The 16,599-nt window shown below is 67.6% G+C and carries 12 protein-coding genes; 5 read left to right on the top strand and 7 right to left on the bottom strand.

Features of this window, described 5'->3' with window-relative positions; translation table 11 throughout:
• Positions 1 to 62: 62 nt before the first annotated feature.
• Both HEP73_RS11280 and HEP73_RS11275 read left to right on the top strand, forming a co-directional pair.
• Entirely contained in the window at positions 63 to 293 is a 231-nt protein-coding gene (locus HEP73_RS11280) for a hypothetical protein (protein ID WP_185820082.1), read from the top strand.
• 284 nt (positions 294 to 577) lie between these two features.
• On the top strand, positions 578 to 1,858 hold the full coding sequence (locus tag HEP73_RS11275) for a phospholipase D-like domain-containing protein (protein ID WP_185820081.1): 1,281 nt from the start codon (positions 578 to 580) through the stop codon (positions 1,856 to 1,858).
• A gap of 440 nt (positions 1,859 to 2,298) precedes the next feature.
• Here the strand turns inward: HEP73_RS11275 and HEP73_RS11270 are convergent, their stop codons facing one another.
• The 6 genes from HEP73_RS11270 to HEP73_RS11245 form a co-directional block, all read right to left on the bottom strand.
• Positions 2,299 to 3,480 (bottom strand): vWA domain-containing protein, encoded by a 1,182-nt coding sequence (locus HEP73_RS11270; protein ID WP_185820080.1) that lies wholly within the window; start codon positions 3,478 to 3,480, stop codon positions 2,299 to 2,301.
• Positions 3,477 to 5,795: a DUF5682 family protein gene (locus tag HEP73_RS11265; protein ID WP_185820079.1), complete on the bottom strand. Its 2,319-nt coding sequence runs from the start codon at positions 5,793 to 5,795 to the stop codon at positions 3,477 to 3,479. Before HEP73_RS11265 ends, HEP73_RS11270 begins: the two co-directional genes overlap by 4 nt.
• A gap of 13 nt (positions 5,796 to 5,808) precedes the next feature.
• Complete coding sequence (locus HEP73_RS11260; RefSeq protein ID WP_185820078.1) at positions 5,809 to 6,891, bottom strand: ATP-binding protein; 1,083 nt, start codon at positions 6,889 to 6,891, stop codon at positions 5,809 to 5,811.
• Positions 6,892 to 6,918: 27 nt separating this feature from the next.
• Positions 6,919 to 8,445, bottom strand: coding sequence for a DUF5691 domain-containing protein (locus tag HEP73_RS11255; protein WP_185820077.1), 1,527 nt, complete (start codon positions 8,443 to 8,445; stop codon positions 6,919 to 6,921).
• Complete coding sequence (locus HEP73_RS11250) at positions 8,442 to 9,836, bottom strand: SWIM zinc finger family protein (protein WP_255423466.1); 1,395 nt, start codon at positions 9,834 to 9,836, stop codon at positions 8,442 to 8,444. Before HEP73_RS11250 ends, HEP73_RS11255 begins: the two co-directional genes overlap by 4 nt.
• A gap of 62 nt (positions 9,837 to 9,898) precedes the next feature.
• A complete protein-coding gene (locus tag HEP73_RS11245; protein WP_185823227.1) occupies positions 9,899 to 13,012 on the bottom strand; it encodes a sensor histidine kinase in 3,114 nt (1,037 codons plus the stop codon).
• Between the two features lie 503 nt (positions 13,013 to 13,515).
• Here HEP73_RS11245 and HEP73_RS11240 point away from each other — a divergent pair.
• Positions 13,516 to 14,007 (top strand): cupin domain-containing protein, encoded by a 492-nt coding sequence (locus HEP73_RS11240; protein WP_185823226.1) that lies wholly within the window; start codon positions 13,516 to 13,518, stop codon positions 14,005 to 14,007.
• A gap of 116 nt (positions 14,008 to 14,123) precedes the next feature.
• A complete protein-coding gene (locus tag HEP73_RS11235) occupies positions 14,124 to 14,918 on the top strand; it encodes an SDR family NAD(P)-dependent oxidoreductase (protein WP_185823225.1) in 795 nt (264 codons plus the stop codon).
• 177 nt (positions 14,919 to 15,095) lie between these two features.
• Here HEP73_RS11235 and HEP73_RS11230 read toward each other — a convergent pair whose 3' ends face one another.
• A complete protein-coding gene (locus tag HEP73_RS11230) occupies positions 15,096 to 15,719 on the bottom strand; it encodes a response regulator transcription factor (RefSeq protein ID WP_185816364.1) in 624 nt (207 codons plus the stop codon).
• Between the two features lie 176 nt (positions 15,720 to 15,895).
• On the opposite strand from HEP73_RS11230, the gene HEP73_RS11225 reads away from it, so the two are divergent.
• Positions 15,896 to 16,537 (top strand): cysteine hydrolase family protein, encoded by a 642-nt coding sequence (locus HEP73_RS11225; protein ID WP_185823224.1) that lies wholly within the window; start codon positions 15,896 to 15,898, stop codon positions 16,535 to 16,537.
• Positions 16,538 to 16,599 lie beyond the last annotated feature (62 nt).

The raw sequence follows: 16,599 nt of genomic DNA, 5'->3' as shown, positions 1-16,599 counted from the left end.
CAGACCGCACCGCACGGGGATCGCATGCCCCTCGTTTGGCGCCGCAAGCCAAGGACACCCCCATGTCTCTCCTCGTCATCCCCGACAGCTACGCCGCCTGGCGCCACTGCGTCGAGGTCGAATGCGGCCTGAGCCTGCACCAGGCCTATATCGAGCAACGCATCGCCGCGCTGAACGACCACAATGACCACCACACCCAGCAGTTCGTGCGCTGCTGGGGCGAGCCGCTTCGCCAACAGGTGCTGCAATGGTTCGCGCAGGCGCACGCCGAACGCGCCGACGGTCGCGCCTGAGCCATCCCTAGCTGCCCGCGGCCACCGCGCCGTCGCCTGAACCGTTGCACGCCGACGACCCGCTGCTGCTGGGCGTCGCGCCGCGAGTCTCGCTGGCTCGGATACGCTGTCGGCTGGGGACGGGCCCGCACCGACCTATCTGGAACTAATGCGTTACAACGCCACCGCACTGGCCGACGCGCTGCAGCCACCTGTGCGATAGGGCCAGTACCCGCGACGCCGGCAGCGTGCGAGCGCATGCCCGCATGGCGCCCACTTCCCACGTCATCGCAAGGACTCCCAACGTGCCTCTCTCGTCCCCCGTCCGCGCGCGTCCCGCGCGCCGCTCCCTGCACGCCGCCCTGACCTGCCTGCTGCTGTTGGCAGCGACCGGCATCGAGGCCCGGCCGCAGCCCTCGCAGTTCCAGATCGTCGAAAGCGTGCCCGAAGCCAGCCTCTACGGCGAGCCGGGGGTACCGCGCACGCAGCAGACCTGGCTGGCGATGATCAACGGTGCCAAGCGCCGCATCGACATCGCCGCGTTCTATCTCTCCGAAAAACCCGGTACCGGCCTGACCCCGGTGCTCGACGCACTGGCCGCCCGCGCCCGCGCCGGCGTGACGGTGCATCTGCTGGTCGACCACAGCTTCCTGGCCAAGAACCCGGACAGCGTCGCCTGGCTGGGCAAGGTGCCGGGCATCACGGTGCGCGTGTTGCCGGTCGATACGCTGACCGGCGGCGTGCTGCACGCCAAGTACATGGTCATCGACGACGCCAGCGTGTTCGTCGGCAGCCAGAACTGGGACTGGCGTGCACTGGAGCAGATTCACGAGATCGGCGCGCGCATCGACGATGCACGCTTCGCCAAAACCTTCGCCGCCAGCTTCGATTTCAGCTGGCGCCTGGCCGACGAAGGCAAGCTGGCCAAGGCGCAGGCGCGCGGCGTGCAGCCGCCGGACTTCGCCCCGGCCACCGCCAGCGATCCGGTGTTGCTGGATGCCGGCAGCGACGCGCCGCTGATCGCCTTCCCTGCCTTCAGCCCGCCGACGCTGCAACCCGCGTGGGTCACCGCCGAGGAGCCGGCCCTGGTCGACATGATCCGCTCCAGCCAGCATGCGTTACGCATCCAGGTGATGACGCTCTCGGCGATCCGCAGCTTCGGGCCCGAGGGCTGGTGGGCGCCGGTCGACAGCGCCATGCGCGATGCCGCCGCGCGCGGCGTGCAGGTGCACATCATCGTCGCCGACTGGGCGCTGCGCGAACCGATGCAGGCGTATCTGAAAAGCCTGGCGGTACTCCCGAACATCACGGTGAAGTTCAGCAGCCTGCCGCCGGCGCCGGAAGGCTTCATTGCATATGCGCGCGTCGAGCACGCCAAGTACGCGGTGGCCGACGATCGCAGCAGCTTCATCGGCACCGGCAACTGGGAATGGAGCTACTTCAACACCGCGGTGGACGCCTCGGTGTTCGTCAAGGGCAAGGGCCCGGCCGAGACGCTGACGCACATCTTCGACCGCGACTGGAACGGCCCCTACGTCACCACGCTGCAGCCGGGCCAGGACTACAAGGCGCCGCGCACCGAGTAGTCCCCGGCGCCCTGGTATCGCCCTGAAGGCGCGCGCCTTCAGGGTTCGAGCAGAGTTTGTCTGCCCGGTGCGCGTTCGATCATGCCATCGGCCGGCGCGCGCAACGGCGCAAGCTGTGATCGCCCGCTTCGATTTGCAGGATGTCGCCGCAACGCGCAATCGCCGAGGTCATCGCAATGCCGTCGGCCACCAGCCGAGGTACTGCCACTGCCAGGCATGGGCCTACCCGCCTGCATCCAATCCGGCCGAACGCATCGGCGGGTCGATCGCCTGCTTCCGCGCCGCCGACGTGTCGACCAAGGCGAGCGCGTTGCGGCGCGCGGTGTCGGCAACGCTGCGACCTGTCGCGCGTCCAGCGTCAAACCTCCCTAATCGCACCGCGTTCGCGCTGCCCTGCCCCGTCTGTGCACCATGCATTGCTGCGCGATCCAGAGTAAGCCTCAACGCGTCGTCAACAGCCCCTGCCCGCCTGCCCATTGGTTGATGTCATCGCGGCGGATCGCAGCGGCCATCAGCCCCGGGAATGCATCCGGCGTGCAGGCGAAGGACGGTACGCCCAGTGCCGCCAGCTTGCCGGCCAAGCTTCGATCGTAGGACGGCGCGCCTTCGTCGCTGAGTGCCAACAGCACGATGAACTGCACGCCAGCCTCCAGCAGCTCGCGGGCGCGGGCCAGCAGGCTGTCTTCCACCCCGCCCTCGTACAGGTCGGAGATGAGCACCAGGATGGCGTTGTGCGGTTCACGGATGATGCCCTGGCAGTAGCTCACCGCGCGGTGGATGTCGGTGCCGCCGCCCAACTGCACGCCGAACAGCAGATCCACCGGGTCGTCCAGTTGCTCGCTCATGTCCACCACTTCGGTGTCGAACACGACCAGGCGCGTGGCCACCGCCGGCAACGAGGCCATCACCGCGCCGAAGATGCTCGAATACACCACCGATGCCGCCATGGAACCGCTCTGGTCGATGCACAGCAGCACTTCCCGCTGCGGCTTTCTTGCCTTGCGGCCATAGCCGACCAACTCCTGCGGCACCACGGTGCGCAGTTCCGGCTGCCAGTGGCGCAGGTTGCTGCGGATGGTGCGGTGCCAGTCGATCTCGGCCAGGCGCGGGCGGCGGTTGCGGCGGGCGCGGTCCAGTGCGCCGGTCACTGCAGAGCGCATGGGCTCCTCGAGCTGGCGCAGCAGGTCGTCCACCACCTTGCGCACCACCATGCGTGCGGTGTCCTTGGTCTGCGCCGGAATCACCCGGCTCAGGCCGATCAGGTTGGCCACCATGTGCACGTCGGGCTGCACCTGCTCCAGCATTTCCTTTTCCAGCAGCATCTGGGTGAGGTCCAGCCGCTGCAGGGCATCGCGCTGCATCACCTGGACCACGGATGACGGAAAATAACGGCGAATGTCGCCCAGCCAGCGGGCCACATTCGGCGAAGACGCCCCGCGCCCACCGCGGCGACCGAGGCCGCCGGGGCCATCAGGTTCGTACAGCGCGGCCAGGGCCTGGTCGATCCCCTGCAGGTTCTTGGGCAACGCGCCGCAGCTGCGCTCGGCCTCCTGGCCCAGAATCAATCGCCAGCGCTGCTCGCGCGAGGTGGGGGTGTCCGGTGCTTCGGTGGTATCGGTCATGCGGGCAGCCCGAGCAGTTCGCGCAGCATCGGCAACGCGCGTTCGGCGCGTGCCACGTTCCAGTCCGGGGCCAGCACGGCCACCGGTTTCTGCATGGGTGCCCGCTTCACGCGAGTGCCCAGGTCACGGCGATCGGCGGCCTCGAAGGCGGCAAAGGTCCGCCGCACCAGCGGCAGCACGCGCACCAGCTGCGCCTCGTCCAGCGCCACCACCCATTCGTCGATCATCCGCCACACCGCATCATCGTGCAGCAGCACGGTAGCGTTTCGGTTGAGGAAGCCATCCAGCCACTGCGCGGCTTGCAGCGGCTCGGCACCCGGCGAAAGCTGCTGCTGCAGCTGTAAGTGCACCGTTTCGGCCGCCACCGCCTGCGTGTCGAACAGCAAACGCAGGGCAACGCCGCGCAGCAGCGCGCTGCACGAAGACGACAGCGCGACCCGCTGCAATGCTTGCTGCCAGCCGGCACTGCCGCCTGCGTCGTCACGCAGGCCAATGGCGCGGTCGGCATCCAGCACCACGGTGCGGGCCTGTTCGGCGCGCGCTTCGTCCAGGCCGGAAAGGGCCAGGGTCAGGCCGATGACCGCGCGTTCCAGCATGCTGTCGAACAGGTGCGCCACCTGCACGCCCTCGGTCTGACGCACGTTGCCGTAGCGGTGGATGTTGGCCAGCGGCGGCAGTGCGCCAAGCAGGGCCAGCGGATCGGCATCCGTGGCTGCGCGCGCCTCCAGCTCGGCGGCAATGGCGCGCACCGCCTGCGGCAGATCGGCCAGCAGCACCTGATCCACCAGTCCGGAAAGCTCGGGCAGCGCTTCGGCCTTGCGCGCCTGCGCGATGGCCTTGCTGGAAGCGGCGTCCAGCAGGGTCTGCCCGTGGCGGCTGGCCTCCACCAGATCCACCAGAAAGTGCGGTTGCCACGCCAACTGCCAGACCTCGTGGAAGGTGCCGCGCACCGAATGCCCGGTGCGCGTAAGCCTACCCCATTCGATGCCGATCAGCCGTAGGCGGTGCAGCAAGTGGCTTCGCGCCAGGTCGTTCTCTTTGCGCAGGTCCAGATCCAGCGTTTTTTCCAGCGCCTCGGGTTTCAGGCGCAGGCGTTTCTGCTGGGCTTCCAGGTCGCGCTGCAGCGGGACCACCGGCACGCTCTCAGGCACTTGGCCCAGCGCGTCGCCCACCATGAGGCGTTCGCGGATGAGCCGCATGGGCGCGTCGTCGCCATTGCAGATGACGGCGCGGCTGGCTTCGGCAATGTCTTCCAGTCCAGGCGAAGGATGGCCGCGAAGCGCGGCCAGGGTGTCGGCCAGGCGCGTGGCTTCAATGAGATGGGCCGGGGAGCAGTCCAGCCCGTGCTCGCGCAGCAACCGGCCCACGCGGGCGTACCAGCCCACGGTGCGCTGGTCGTGCGCGCCGGCGTTGCGCCACAGGTGGTCGTACCAGCCCGGCGCCTCCACGCCGGCACCGTATCCGCTTTCGGCACTCAGATGGCGGTAGGTCCACGGCACCCAGGTGCTCTGCGTCTTGCGCTTGGGCATGCCCTTGAGCAGGCGGTTGTCTGCGGTGGCGCTGTTGGCACTCAGGGAGGCCGGCTGCAGCGCCGGCACGTGCCAGGCCCCGCACACGACGGCAACGCGCGCGAATTCCTTGCTGGCGCTGCGCAATGCGGTGCGCATGTGCGCCTCGCGCACGGCCTCGTGCTCGCCGCGCAGGCCGGGGTATTCCGGTGTGTGCTCGCGCACGGCTGCCATGGCCTCGGCAATGGCGTCGAACAGCCCCTGCCCGTTGCCCCGCTCTTCCACCATGTAGTTCCACCAGGCCTCGCCGTCGGCGTGGCCGGCGGCGCGCGCCAGCCAGTCCAGTGGGTCGGCCGGGCGGGCTTCGGCGTCTTCTTCGGCGGCAGATCCAGCGTCGCCGTGGGGCTGCACCGCTGTTTCATCCGCTGCGTCCGGCGCCTCGGCGGCCTCCGGCACCAGGCGGTCCGCGCGGGCCTGCGCCTGCCATTCCAGCGTCAGCGCCGGGGGCACGTCCATGAAGCGCACCGGCACGCCGTTGCGCAGCGCCCAGCTCATCGCCTGCCATTCCGGCGAGTACAGCGCATAGGGATGGAACACCGCCAGCTGCGGGTCGTCCACGCTATAGGAAAGCAACGCCACCGGCGGCTGCATGCCCGCCTCCAACACGTGCGGCAGCAGCGCCTCGGTACCCGCCGGGCCTTCAATCAACACGCAGTCCGGCTGCAGCGCCTCCAGCGCAGCCAGCAGGCTGCGTGCGCAGCCCGGTCCGTGGTGGCGGATGCCGAAAAGGGAGATGCCTTCGCTCATTGGCGCGGGCCGCTCAGACGTGCTCGCGGAATGCGCGGTACAGGTCTTTCCAGTCGTCGCGTTCCTTCACCACGGTTTCCAGGTATTCCTTCCACACCAGCGCGTCCTGCACCGGATTCTTGACGATGGCACCGATCATGCCGGCGGCCATGTCGCTCGGGCGCAGCACGCCATCGCCGAAGTGGCCGGCCAGGGCCATGCCGTTGTTGATCACCGAAATGACCTCGGCGGTCGAAAGCGTGGCGCTGGGACTCTTCAGCTTGGCCTTGCCGTCTTCGGTAACGCCGTTGCGCAGCTCGCGGAAAATGCGTACCACCCGCGCGACTTCCTGCAGCGCCGGCGGTTCGGCCGGCAGGTCCAGCGCCACGCCCATTTCGGCCACGCGCTTGACCACGATGGCCACTTCGTCTTCCTCGCTGGAGGGCACCGGCAGGATCACCGTGTTGAAGCGGCGCTTGAGCGCGCTGGAAAGTTCGTTCACGCCCTTGTCGCGGTTGTTGGCCGTGGCAATCACGCTGAAGCCGCGCACGGCCTGCACTTCGCTGCCCAGTTCCGGCACCGGCAGGGTCTTTTCGGAAAGCACGGTGATAAGCGCGTCCTGCACATCCGCAGGAATACGGGTGAGTTCTTCGATGCGAGCGATCTTGCCCAGGCGCATGGCGTTCATCAGCGGGCTGGGCACCAGCGCCTTCTCGCTGGGGCCGTGGGCCAACAACTGCGCGTAGTTCCAGCCGTAGCGGATCTGCTCTTCGCTGGTGCCGGCCGTGCCCTGCACCAGCAGTGTGGAATCGCCGCTGATGGCCGCGGTCATGTGCTCGGACACCCACGACTTGGCCGTGCCCGGCACCCCGAACAGCAACAGGGCGCGATCGGTGGCGATGGTGGCCACGGCCACTTCCATCAGGCGACGCTCGCCGATGTACTTGGGGCTGACCACAAAGCCATTTTCCAGCGTGCCGCCCAATAGATAGGTCACCACCGCCCACGGCGAGAGGATCCAGTTGGCCGGGCGCTGGCGGGTGTCCTGGCGGCGCAGTTCTTCCAACTCTTCTGCGTATTGGTGTTCGGCGTGCTGGCGCAGGACGGCAGTGCTCATGTTGGCTCCAATGAAAGGGCGTGATGATCAGAAAGCGGAATGCAGGGTCTGGCGCAAGGCCAGAAGTTGGCGTGCCTGGTGCACGCAGTCGCGCATGGCCTCGGTGGCATCGGCCTGTGCGTCGGCTACCTGCACGTGCGACAGCACGGAAGGGTGAAGCACGGCCAACAGTTCCAGCAGCGCGTCGCGCAGGGTGTAGTCATAACGCAGGGACGCTTCGCCGAACAGCGCGCCTAGCCCGGCAGCCAGTTGCCGCGAGTAAGTGGCGCTGAGAGTCTGGCCAAGGCCCGTGCTGTCCAGCACTTCGCCCAACAGGCGCTTCTGTTGAAGTTCGGCCGCACTGGTGGGCCAATGCCGTTCGCGTTGCGCTGGCGGGAGCATGGCCAGCAGGTCGCCCAGGCTCATGTGCCGCTGCTCCACACCGATGAGGGCTTCCACCCATTCTGGTTCGCTGGCGTCCACACGCTCCAGCCAGGCGCGCAACAGCGCGTCATGCCAGTCCGTGCTGCGAGCCCAGGCCAGCACCTGCGCTGGCGCTTTTTCCAGGGTATGGCACCACCAGGCCAGCGGCAGCTGGCGCGCCAGCTGATAGAGCCACCAGGCACGCTCACCCAACATATCGTTGTTGGGGCGCTTGCTGTCGATGGCGGCTTCGGCCCATCCGGCATCGGCCGCCGCGGGAGCTTCCAGCTTCCAGGTCATACGGCGCATCAGCCCGCCAGGCTGGTGCTGCAGCACGGCGAGCATCTGCGCCTGCACGTATTGCGCGTGCGGCGTGGACGGCAACCGGGCCAGCATCGGACCCGCCAGCATGCGCACCTCGCGGCTGCGGTCCTTCAACAGCGGCTGCAGCAGCGGCGCATCGGCCTCGCTCAGCTGTGGCTGCAGCGCAGTGATGAAGTCCACCCGCTCGCGCGCGGAGAGGTCTTTCAGCGTGCCCTGCAAACGCGCGCGGGCGTCCTCGGCGTTGTGCGCACGCAGTTGCCGGAAGGCCAGCAGGCGCGCATCGAACGCGCCTTCGTTCCACACCCGCTCCAGGTCCGTCGGCGCATCCGCGTCGACCGCTGTATCTGCCGCGTAGGCCCAGTCTGCATTGCGGGCCGCGAGCCAGCGGCCGCGTACACCCAGCACCGGGCGCAGGCCGGGGCGCAACGCACTCAGGCGGACACCGGCTTCCAGCGCCTGCGGCAGCACCGCCACCGGCAGGTGCCGGTTGTGTGCGGCCAGCTGCAAGCAGGCCTCGTAACGGGCGCGCTTCATCCACGGCGACGGCTGTGCATTGCCGAATAGCCCCTTCAACAACGGTGCCCAGGCGTGGCCGGTGGGCAGCGCCAGAGGATCGACTTCCGCAGGCGGCGGCAGCGCGACCGGCGCGGCCATGCGCAAGGCGGCGCGCCGGCAGGCGGCCAGGACGCCCACCTGCCGGCTGTAGCCCAGCGCGGCATCTTCCTGCGTGGCCACGGCGGCGAGCACTTCGCCGAGCGCGCCTGTGGCGGGGATGGCCTGCGGACGGTCTATGCCCAGCAGGGCCGGCTTCAACCATGCCTCGCTCATGTCCCGCTCCTTTCCCAGCGCTCGCCCGGCGCGTTCCAGGCGGTCAGTGGCAGCAGCGCCTGGCCGTCCCACTCGCCCATCAGGCACAGCGGGTGGCCACCGGCAAACGCCATCAGCGCCCAGCCCTGCATTGTCGGAAGCCGAAGCGGCAGCGTGCCCTCGGCGTGTTGCACCCAAGCGTTGCGGCCATCGTGCGCCACATGCGCCTGCCCAAGGCGCATGGGTACCTGCGGCAGCCATGGGTTGACGGCATACGCCTGCGCGGCGGCGTCCAGCGTGTCTTCGCGCGGCAGCGCCTTACCGGCGTCCATACCCGCTTCCACCTCGCCCGGCACCGCGCGCAGCGGTACCGTGCCCGCGTGAAAATGCAGCGTGCCCGCATGAACATGGCCGTTGCGCCAGTGCTGCTCCCAACCGCGCCCAGCATGGCTGTAGTCCTGCAACAGCGCGGCCCGCCCGCTTTCCAGGCCGTGCAGCCACACGCGGCGCTCCAGCAAGTTGCCCGGCTGTTCAATCACGTGTTGACCCTGCACGTGCCAACGGTCGCGCACGGCCTCGCCCTCCCGCTGCACCGCTTCGCGCTCCATCGGCCAACCCAGCGCAGTGCGCAGGTCCGCCTGACGCGCTGCGCTGAAGGTTTCCATGCGGGGCACCGCCTGGGTGAGCAATTGCAACAACCCCAGGCATTCGCCCAGTTCGGCCAGCTGGGCAAGGTCGCGCCCGCCCTCGCCCAGCGCTCGTTCCAGCCGGCCGGCCAGTCCCGGGGCCTGGGCATCCACCATGCGTGCCATCATGCGCTGCGCTTCCTGCTCGAAGCCGGCGCCCAGGTTGGCCAGCCCCTGGCGGAACTGGTCGGCCACCCAGCGCTGCAGTTCTGCCGCACCGGTTTCCATGCGCGACCAGCGCGCCTGTTCGCGCTTGGCGGCAGCGGCGGCCTGCACCTGCGGATCCGGCGAGGACACGTTGGCGGCAGCTTCCTCCTTCCGGACCGCACGGGCGCGGCGGCCCTGCATCCACTCCTCCACCCAGGCTGGGCGCGCGCCCGGCACGCAGCGCGGATTGCCGGCGGCATACAGCAACAGCAATGCCAGGCCATGCTTGCAAGGAAACTTGCGGCTGGGGCACGAGCAGCGGCTCACCAGCGTGGTCAGCTCCACTTGGGTCTGGTATGGCTTGGCGCCGCTGCCTTGGCATTCACCCCATAGGGCTTCGGCATCTGCACCGAGCAGGCCCCACTTTCCATCTGTAGCCAGACCACCGGCCGCCTTGCTTGACGATGCATCAGGCGCAAGCGCGAGCACTTGCTCGCGCGTGAGTCGCACTTCCATATCCGTACTCACATCAGATTGCGGAGGATGATAGCCGAGGTCGGATACAGCTGCAGGACTCATGGTTGTTGGGGGGTATTAGTGACGACGCCCCCCTCGTTGAGTAGATAGAGCCGAAACCCGACCTACACTCCAATGCCTCTAATCACGCGCCAACGTAGCAGCCGCAGCCGCACCACAGTGCCCTCCGCCGGCCTGGAGGTCACCGATAGCGTCGCCCCCAAAAGTCTCGCCCGTTCGCGCATGCCGGTCAGCCCCCAGTGGCCATCGCGGTTGCCGCGTGCCAAGAGGTTTGCTTCGATCCCGCAACCATCGTCCTCGACCTCCACCAGGACGCCAAGCCATCCACCGGTCACGCGCACGCGGATATGCCTGGCACCTGCATGCCGCACTGCGTTGGCGACCGCCTCGCGCACTATTCGATACACCTCGTCCTGCTCCGGCGCATGCCAGCGGACCGGCCTGCCCCACGTACTGAATTCATAGGCGAAATCCGGCGGCATGTCGAGTTTCTTCGGCAGGTCGCGGAGTGCCGCTGCTAGGTCCTGGGACTCCGCTCCTTGCTGCCGCAGGTCGCGGATACGATCACGGCTTTCCACCAGCCCGGCATTGGCTTCCCGTATCGCGCGGGAAAGTCCGGTCTTGGCGGCCTCGCCGTCACCGCGTTCGAGCCGTCCCCGCGCGGCATCCACCAGGAACACCAGCGCCTGCATCGATTGCAGCAGCGTATCGTGCAGATCGCGTGCGATCCGCTCGCGCTCGCCGATGCGGGCACGGTACGCCCGCTGCAGGCCTTCGCGCGCGATCGCGACGCGCCAACGCACCAGCCACCACACCAGCAGCAGCGTGACCGCCAGGCAGGCCAGTGCGAACCACCAGGTTTGCCAGAACGCCGGCAGCACTTCGAAGGTAAACGCCGCCTCCCGTCCTGACCAGGCTTGTGCCCCGTCGCTGGCCATGAGCCGGAACCGATAGCTGCCCGGGGCCAGGCGGCTGTACAAGGCCTGGCGTCGGGCGCCGGCGTCGTGCCAGTCATCGTCCAGTCCATCCAGGCGGTAGCGGAACCGGGCCTGCTCGGGCCTGCGCAGGAATGGCGCCGTGTAGCCGATCCGCAAGTCCCGGCTGCCGGCCGGCAGGGTCGGCGACGATGCGAGCGATAGCTCCTTCTCGTCCACATGCAGGGCCAGCACGACGGGGGCGGCACCTGGACTCGCATTGCCGTGCTGGAGCTGCCGCGGATCGATCCAGTGGACGCCGCGACTGGTCGCGAACCATACCCGGCCCTGGCCGTCGGCCGCTGCGACCGGCGAGGCCCCGCTCTGCTCTGCTGCGCCCCGCAGGCCATCCAACACCCCGAATCGATCGAAGGCGACACGATAGGAAGGCTGCACACGCCAGCGTGCCATCTCGCTCGCGGGCACCCGGGTGACGCCGGGGCGCCCGATGAACCACGCCTCGCCATTGGCCAGCATCACGATCCCGGCTGTGCGCTCGAACGTCTCGCCACCGCGGCCCAGCAGGCGCTGGAAATGCTCGCCGATGCGTGCCGCCACGCCCTGCACGCCGCCGATCCAGAGCTCGCTCTTCCACGCGCGCAACACCGCGATGCGACCGACGCCGGGGCCATCCTCATCGAAATCGCGGTGTCCGCCATGCTCGAACACCCGGATCGTCTGTCCTGCGTCGGACCAGATCCGGCCCTGCGCGTCCTCCACCAGCGCCCGTGGCGCAGTCCCTGCGTCCATGCCGTACTTGGCGTTCTGTGCTTCCCACTTTCCCTCGTGGAACCGTAGCAATCCGCCATTGACCTTGCTCAGCCACAGTCCACCTGCGTGATCGCTGGCCATGGTCACGATCCTGCCGCCACCAGCGACCTCCGGCGGCAGCGGGACAGGCCGGAGCCCTGCCCCGTCGCTGCGCCACAACCCGCCGTCGGCGTCTCCGACCCAGAGGTTGCCGGCGCCGTCGCGATGCAGTGCGGTAACGCCGTCGTCCGCGCCCCCGACTTCCTGCACGACGGCACCGGTGGCCTGGTCGGCATCCGGGGTAACGCGCATCGGCCCCTGGTCCGGATTGCCCGCCCAGATGCGGCCCGAGCGATCCGCCTCTATGGAAAATGCCTGCTCGCGCCGCGGCAGGCGGATCGCGGCCAGCGCGTTCTCTCGGAAGCGGTCCAGGCCGTTGGCGGTGCCGGTCCAGATGTTGCCCTCCCGATCCTCGAACAGCGTCCACACCACCTCGGAGGTCAATCCCTGCGCGGTGCCGAAGTATTCCGGCGACGGCGCGGGATGGGTCTTGTCCGGCGCATGCAGCTTGGCGGGATCGCGTACGCGCGCGATTCCATCCGCGGTGGCGAGCCACATTACGCCGTCGCGGTCGAAGCGAAGGCCGGCGCCCTTGAAATCCGCTGCAAGCCAGCTGAACGTAGTAGCCCCGGCGTGTCCGGGCAGCGGCATAGCCTGCGCAAGCGGACGTGCGCCCCATTCGTCCACCGCCCAGAGCGTGCCGTTTGGCGCCTGGTCGAAAAATGGAGTCTCGATGGACTGCGGCACGCGCTCGAACCGCGTCGCGCCGGGCGCCAGGTGCGCGATACCGTGTTGCGCCCCATTTGAAAAGGCCACCCACACGCCCTTCTCGCGATCGACGAACAGGCGCCGCGGCGACCACGCCGGATCGAAGCCCATGTCCCGGGAGGTCTTCCACGTATCCGTGGCGAGATCCAGGTACACGATCGTGCCCGACGTGGCTGCCCACAACCGCCCGGTTGCGTCCCGTCCAAACCCGATCACCGAACCGACGGGGACATCCTCGCGCTGATAGGCGTAGTTCGCCGGGCGTGGTCCGCCCATGCGGCTCATGCCGCCGCTGACATAGCCGATCCAGACGCTGCCGTCTTCGTCGGCGAACAGGTTGAGGATGTCGTCATCGCTCATGGGCTTGCCTGCAATTTGCGTGATCCGCTCGAAGCGCAGCCCATCGAACCGGTACAAGCCCTGCCGCGATCCCAGCCAGAGGAAGCCATCCGGCGTCTGCGCGATCGACATGACCTGCGCCGGCGCCCCCTGGTCGGGAGTCCATCGATCGTGCCGCAGCTGCGACAGGGCGCGATCGGGAGCAAGCGCGTGTGCCGTAGCGCACAAGCCGAGCAGGAGCAAGGCGAAGCCGCCATGCAGGAGACGGCGCACGCTGCCCGGCTCGCCAAACCGGAAGGACGGCACGACGGGGACCAGAAGGGCCATGGGTGGGTCGCAGTCGGAGGGATGTGCCCGGCGATCTCCCACGCCGGATGGACGTCAGGAGTATGGCGCAGCAGGTGAAGCGCTGCATGCGCACGGTCGCAGCGATCGGCGAACGCGGGCAACACGGGGAATCCCCCAAATGGAGGACAGGCGACCAACCGATTCTCGCGATGTCGCCCTGCGACGATCGGCCGATGCTGGTCTGGTGAACGCCACGGCACGCGCCCGCAGCACCTGCCATGGACTCGCTGCGGCCAGGTCCGTTCACCGGGCCACGCGTTCTCCCAGAGCCCTTCCAGATCCGCGGTGGTCGCCTCGGGCCGATTCATGCAAGTGACGCAACCGATCAAGCGGAGCGTCGGTAGGCGCGTGGCCCCGCCGACGGTGCCACGCGGAACCCGATCCGGCGCGACACGGCACGCCAGGCTTCCGTGCCCACTTGACGTCGGTGTCGCCAATGACGAGCGCAAAGAAACCGAACATCAACGAAAGGACGAGACGAAATGAACAAGCCGATGATCGCTTTCCTGGTTGCGCTTGCCGTGGATGCGCATGCCCAGCAGCCGAGTGTTCCGACGTTCTCGGACCACTATGCAAAGACGCCCAGCGAACTCTCTGCCATTTCCCCCACCGGCGGCGCAGGCGGCTCTGGCAATGCGAAAGTACAGGTTGTCACCATTCTCGGCGATCCATCGCAGCCCGGCCCTTACAGCCAACTGCTTCGCGTGGCCCCGCATGCTTCCATTCCCGCGCATCATCATGCCGGCGACCGCGCCGGGACGGTATTGTCGGGCACGTGGCACTTCGGTTACGGACAGAAGTTCGATCCACGCAAGCTCAAAACACTGACGCCCGGTTCGGTCTACACCGAGCCGGCAAATGCCGCGCATTTCGCGCAAACCGGCGACGAAGCGGTCACCGTACTCATCACCGGTTTCGGGCCGACGGACACGGTCTACGAGAATCCCGTGGATGCTCCGAGAGCCAAGCACTGAGTCCGCCCGTCGGGTGCCGGAGAGGAAGCGCTCGACGCCGCGGCGCTGCAATGCAAAGCTTCATGAACCGCCGCAAGCCCCGAACAACGTTTGTCAAACCTCTAGAGGAGATTTCCATGCAGATCGACTTGAACAACAGGACCGCCATCGTCACGGGTTCGACGGCCGGCATTGGACTTGCCATCGCCAACGGCCTAGCCGCTGCTGGCGCGCGAGTGATTGTCACTGGACGCACCCAGCAGCGCGTGGACGCCGCGATCGTTGCCATTACCAACAACGTTCCGCATGCCGAGGTGTCGGGCGTCGCCGCCGACCTGGGGACAAGCAAGGGTGCACAGGAACTGATTGCTGCCGTATCGGCGACGGACATACTGGTCAACAACCTGGGCATCTTCGAACCGAAGGCGTTCTTCGATATTCCTGACGAAGACTGGATGCGATTCTTCGAAGTGAATGTGCTGAGTGGCATTCGCCTCGCCCGGCATTACGCTCCGGAAATGGCCCGGCGTGGCTGGGGCCGCATTCAATTCATCTCCAGCGAATCAGGCGTGCAGATTCCTGTGGAGATGGTGCATTACGGCACGACCAAAACCGCGCAGCTCGCCGTGTCGCGCGGCCTCGCCGAATCGCTGGCCGGCACTGGGGTCACCGTCAACGCCATCTTGCCGGGCCCCACCAGATCCGAAGGGGTTGGCGATTTCTTCGGGAAAATCGCCGCGGAGAAGGGAATTTCGCAGGCCGAGGTCGAACAGGACTTCATTGCCAGCCACCGCCCGACTTCCTTGATTCAACGCCTCGCAACGGTCGAAGAAGTCGCCAATCTCAGTGTCTATCTTGCCTCGGAGCAAGCCTCGGCCACTACCGGCGCGGCCGTGCGCGTAGATGGTGGCGTGGTGCGCTCAATTATCTGAACTGGCGGAAAAACTGCGCTGATGCTGCAGCGCTTGCCGATATGGGCACGCTGCTGCCAGTCGCAATCGAGCAAGGCCAGGAAGCCGCGCCGTTCATCGGCATGCTGGGGTCAGCGACGAGGAATCACCTTGAGACGCAAGCTGCGGTCGTCCTCGTAGTCCGTACGGGGCGACCGTTCAATCGTCGAGCCTCACCAGGCCGCGGCGCAGCGCGATCTGAAATGCCTCGGTCCGATTGCTGGCATCGATCTTCTCGAAAATGCGGGTCAGGTGCGACTTGACGGTTTCGGCCGAGATTCCCATCTCATTGGCGATCCGCTTGTTTTCCCAGCCGCGCGCCAGCGCCGTGAGGATCGTCAGTTCGCGAGCCGTCAGCGCCTCCTCGCCGATGTGCCGGGAAATCTCCTGCGACACCTCGGCGGACACGCAGCGCTTTCCCTGCGCGATCTTGCGCAGCGCGTCGATCAGTTCGCCCCTCAGCGAGCTCTTCAGCAGGTAGCCGTACGCACCCGCCGCCATCGCCTCGCGCGCATTGCCATCCCCGCCGTAAGTCGTGAGCACTGCCGCCTTGGCCGCGGGAAACTCCCCGCGCAGCCTGCGGATGAACTCGATGCCGTTGCAGCCTGGCATCTGCAGGTCCACGAGCACGATATCCGGCAGCAGGCGGCGGAACGTTTCCAGGCCGCTTTCGACATCGCCGGCCTCGCCTACCACGATCAGGTCCTGCTCGACCTCCAGCATGGCGGAAATGCCTTCCCGTACCAGTGGATGATCGTCGATGGTCAGTATCCGGATGGCCATGCCCAGCTCCGCTACGCCTGCCGCTGTCGTTCGCGGTGCAATGTACAGCAAACCCGGGGCGACGACGGGATCCCCCAAATGGAGGATGCGCAAGCCACCGTTATCCGCGATGCCGCCCTGCGACGAGCGGCCGATGCTGGCGTCGTGGGCGCAACGGCGTGCCCGGAGAAGCTGCCATGGATTCGCTGGGGCCGTTCTATCCACCGGGCCATACCGCTCTGCTGTTGGTAGACCCTTACAACGATGTGCTGTCCGACGGCGGAAAACTCTGGCCACGCTTGGCCGAAGTTGCCGGGGCCGTCGACCTGTTGCAGAACCTGCGCCGGATCCGGCAGGCGATCCGCTGCGCCCGATGGCCGCTGTTCTTCGTCCCCCATCACCGCGCGGAGTCCAACGACTTCGACCGTTGGCGGCACCCTAACCCCTACCAAAAGGCGAGCTCGCAAGCGCAGGAATTCCTGAAGAACAGTTGGGGAGGCCAGTGGCATCCGGACTTCACGCCGGCGTCGGGCGACACCGTGGCCAAGGAACACTGGGGCGCTAACGGCTTCGTCAGCACGGACCTGGATCTGCTGCTCAAGCAACAGCGCATCAGCCACGTCGTCGTGGTCGGGTTGATCGCCAATCTCTGCGTCGAAACCACCGCCCGCCACGCCAGCGAACTGGGCTACCACGTCACCCTGGTCACCGATGCCACCGCGGCCTTGAGCCACGACGCGATGTTCTACGCGCACGAAATCAACGGGCCCACCTATGCCCATGCACTGCTGACGACGCGTGAGTTCCTGGCACGCGTGCCGTTCGCCCCCGATCCATGACCCCGTTCCTTCTCCGCCGGCAACGGTGCCCGCATGACCGGGAGGAAATCCTCCTCCCGCAA

This window comes from Xanthomonas sp. GW (genome assembly GCF_014236815.1).
GTDB lineage: Bacteria > Pseudomonadota > Gammaproteobacteria > Xanthomonadales > Xanthomonadaceae > Xanthomonas_A.
This window is presented reverse-complemented; position numbering and strand designations above follow the sequence as displayed.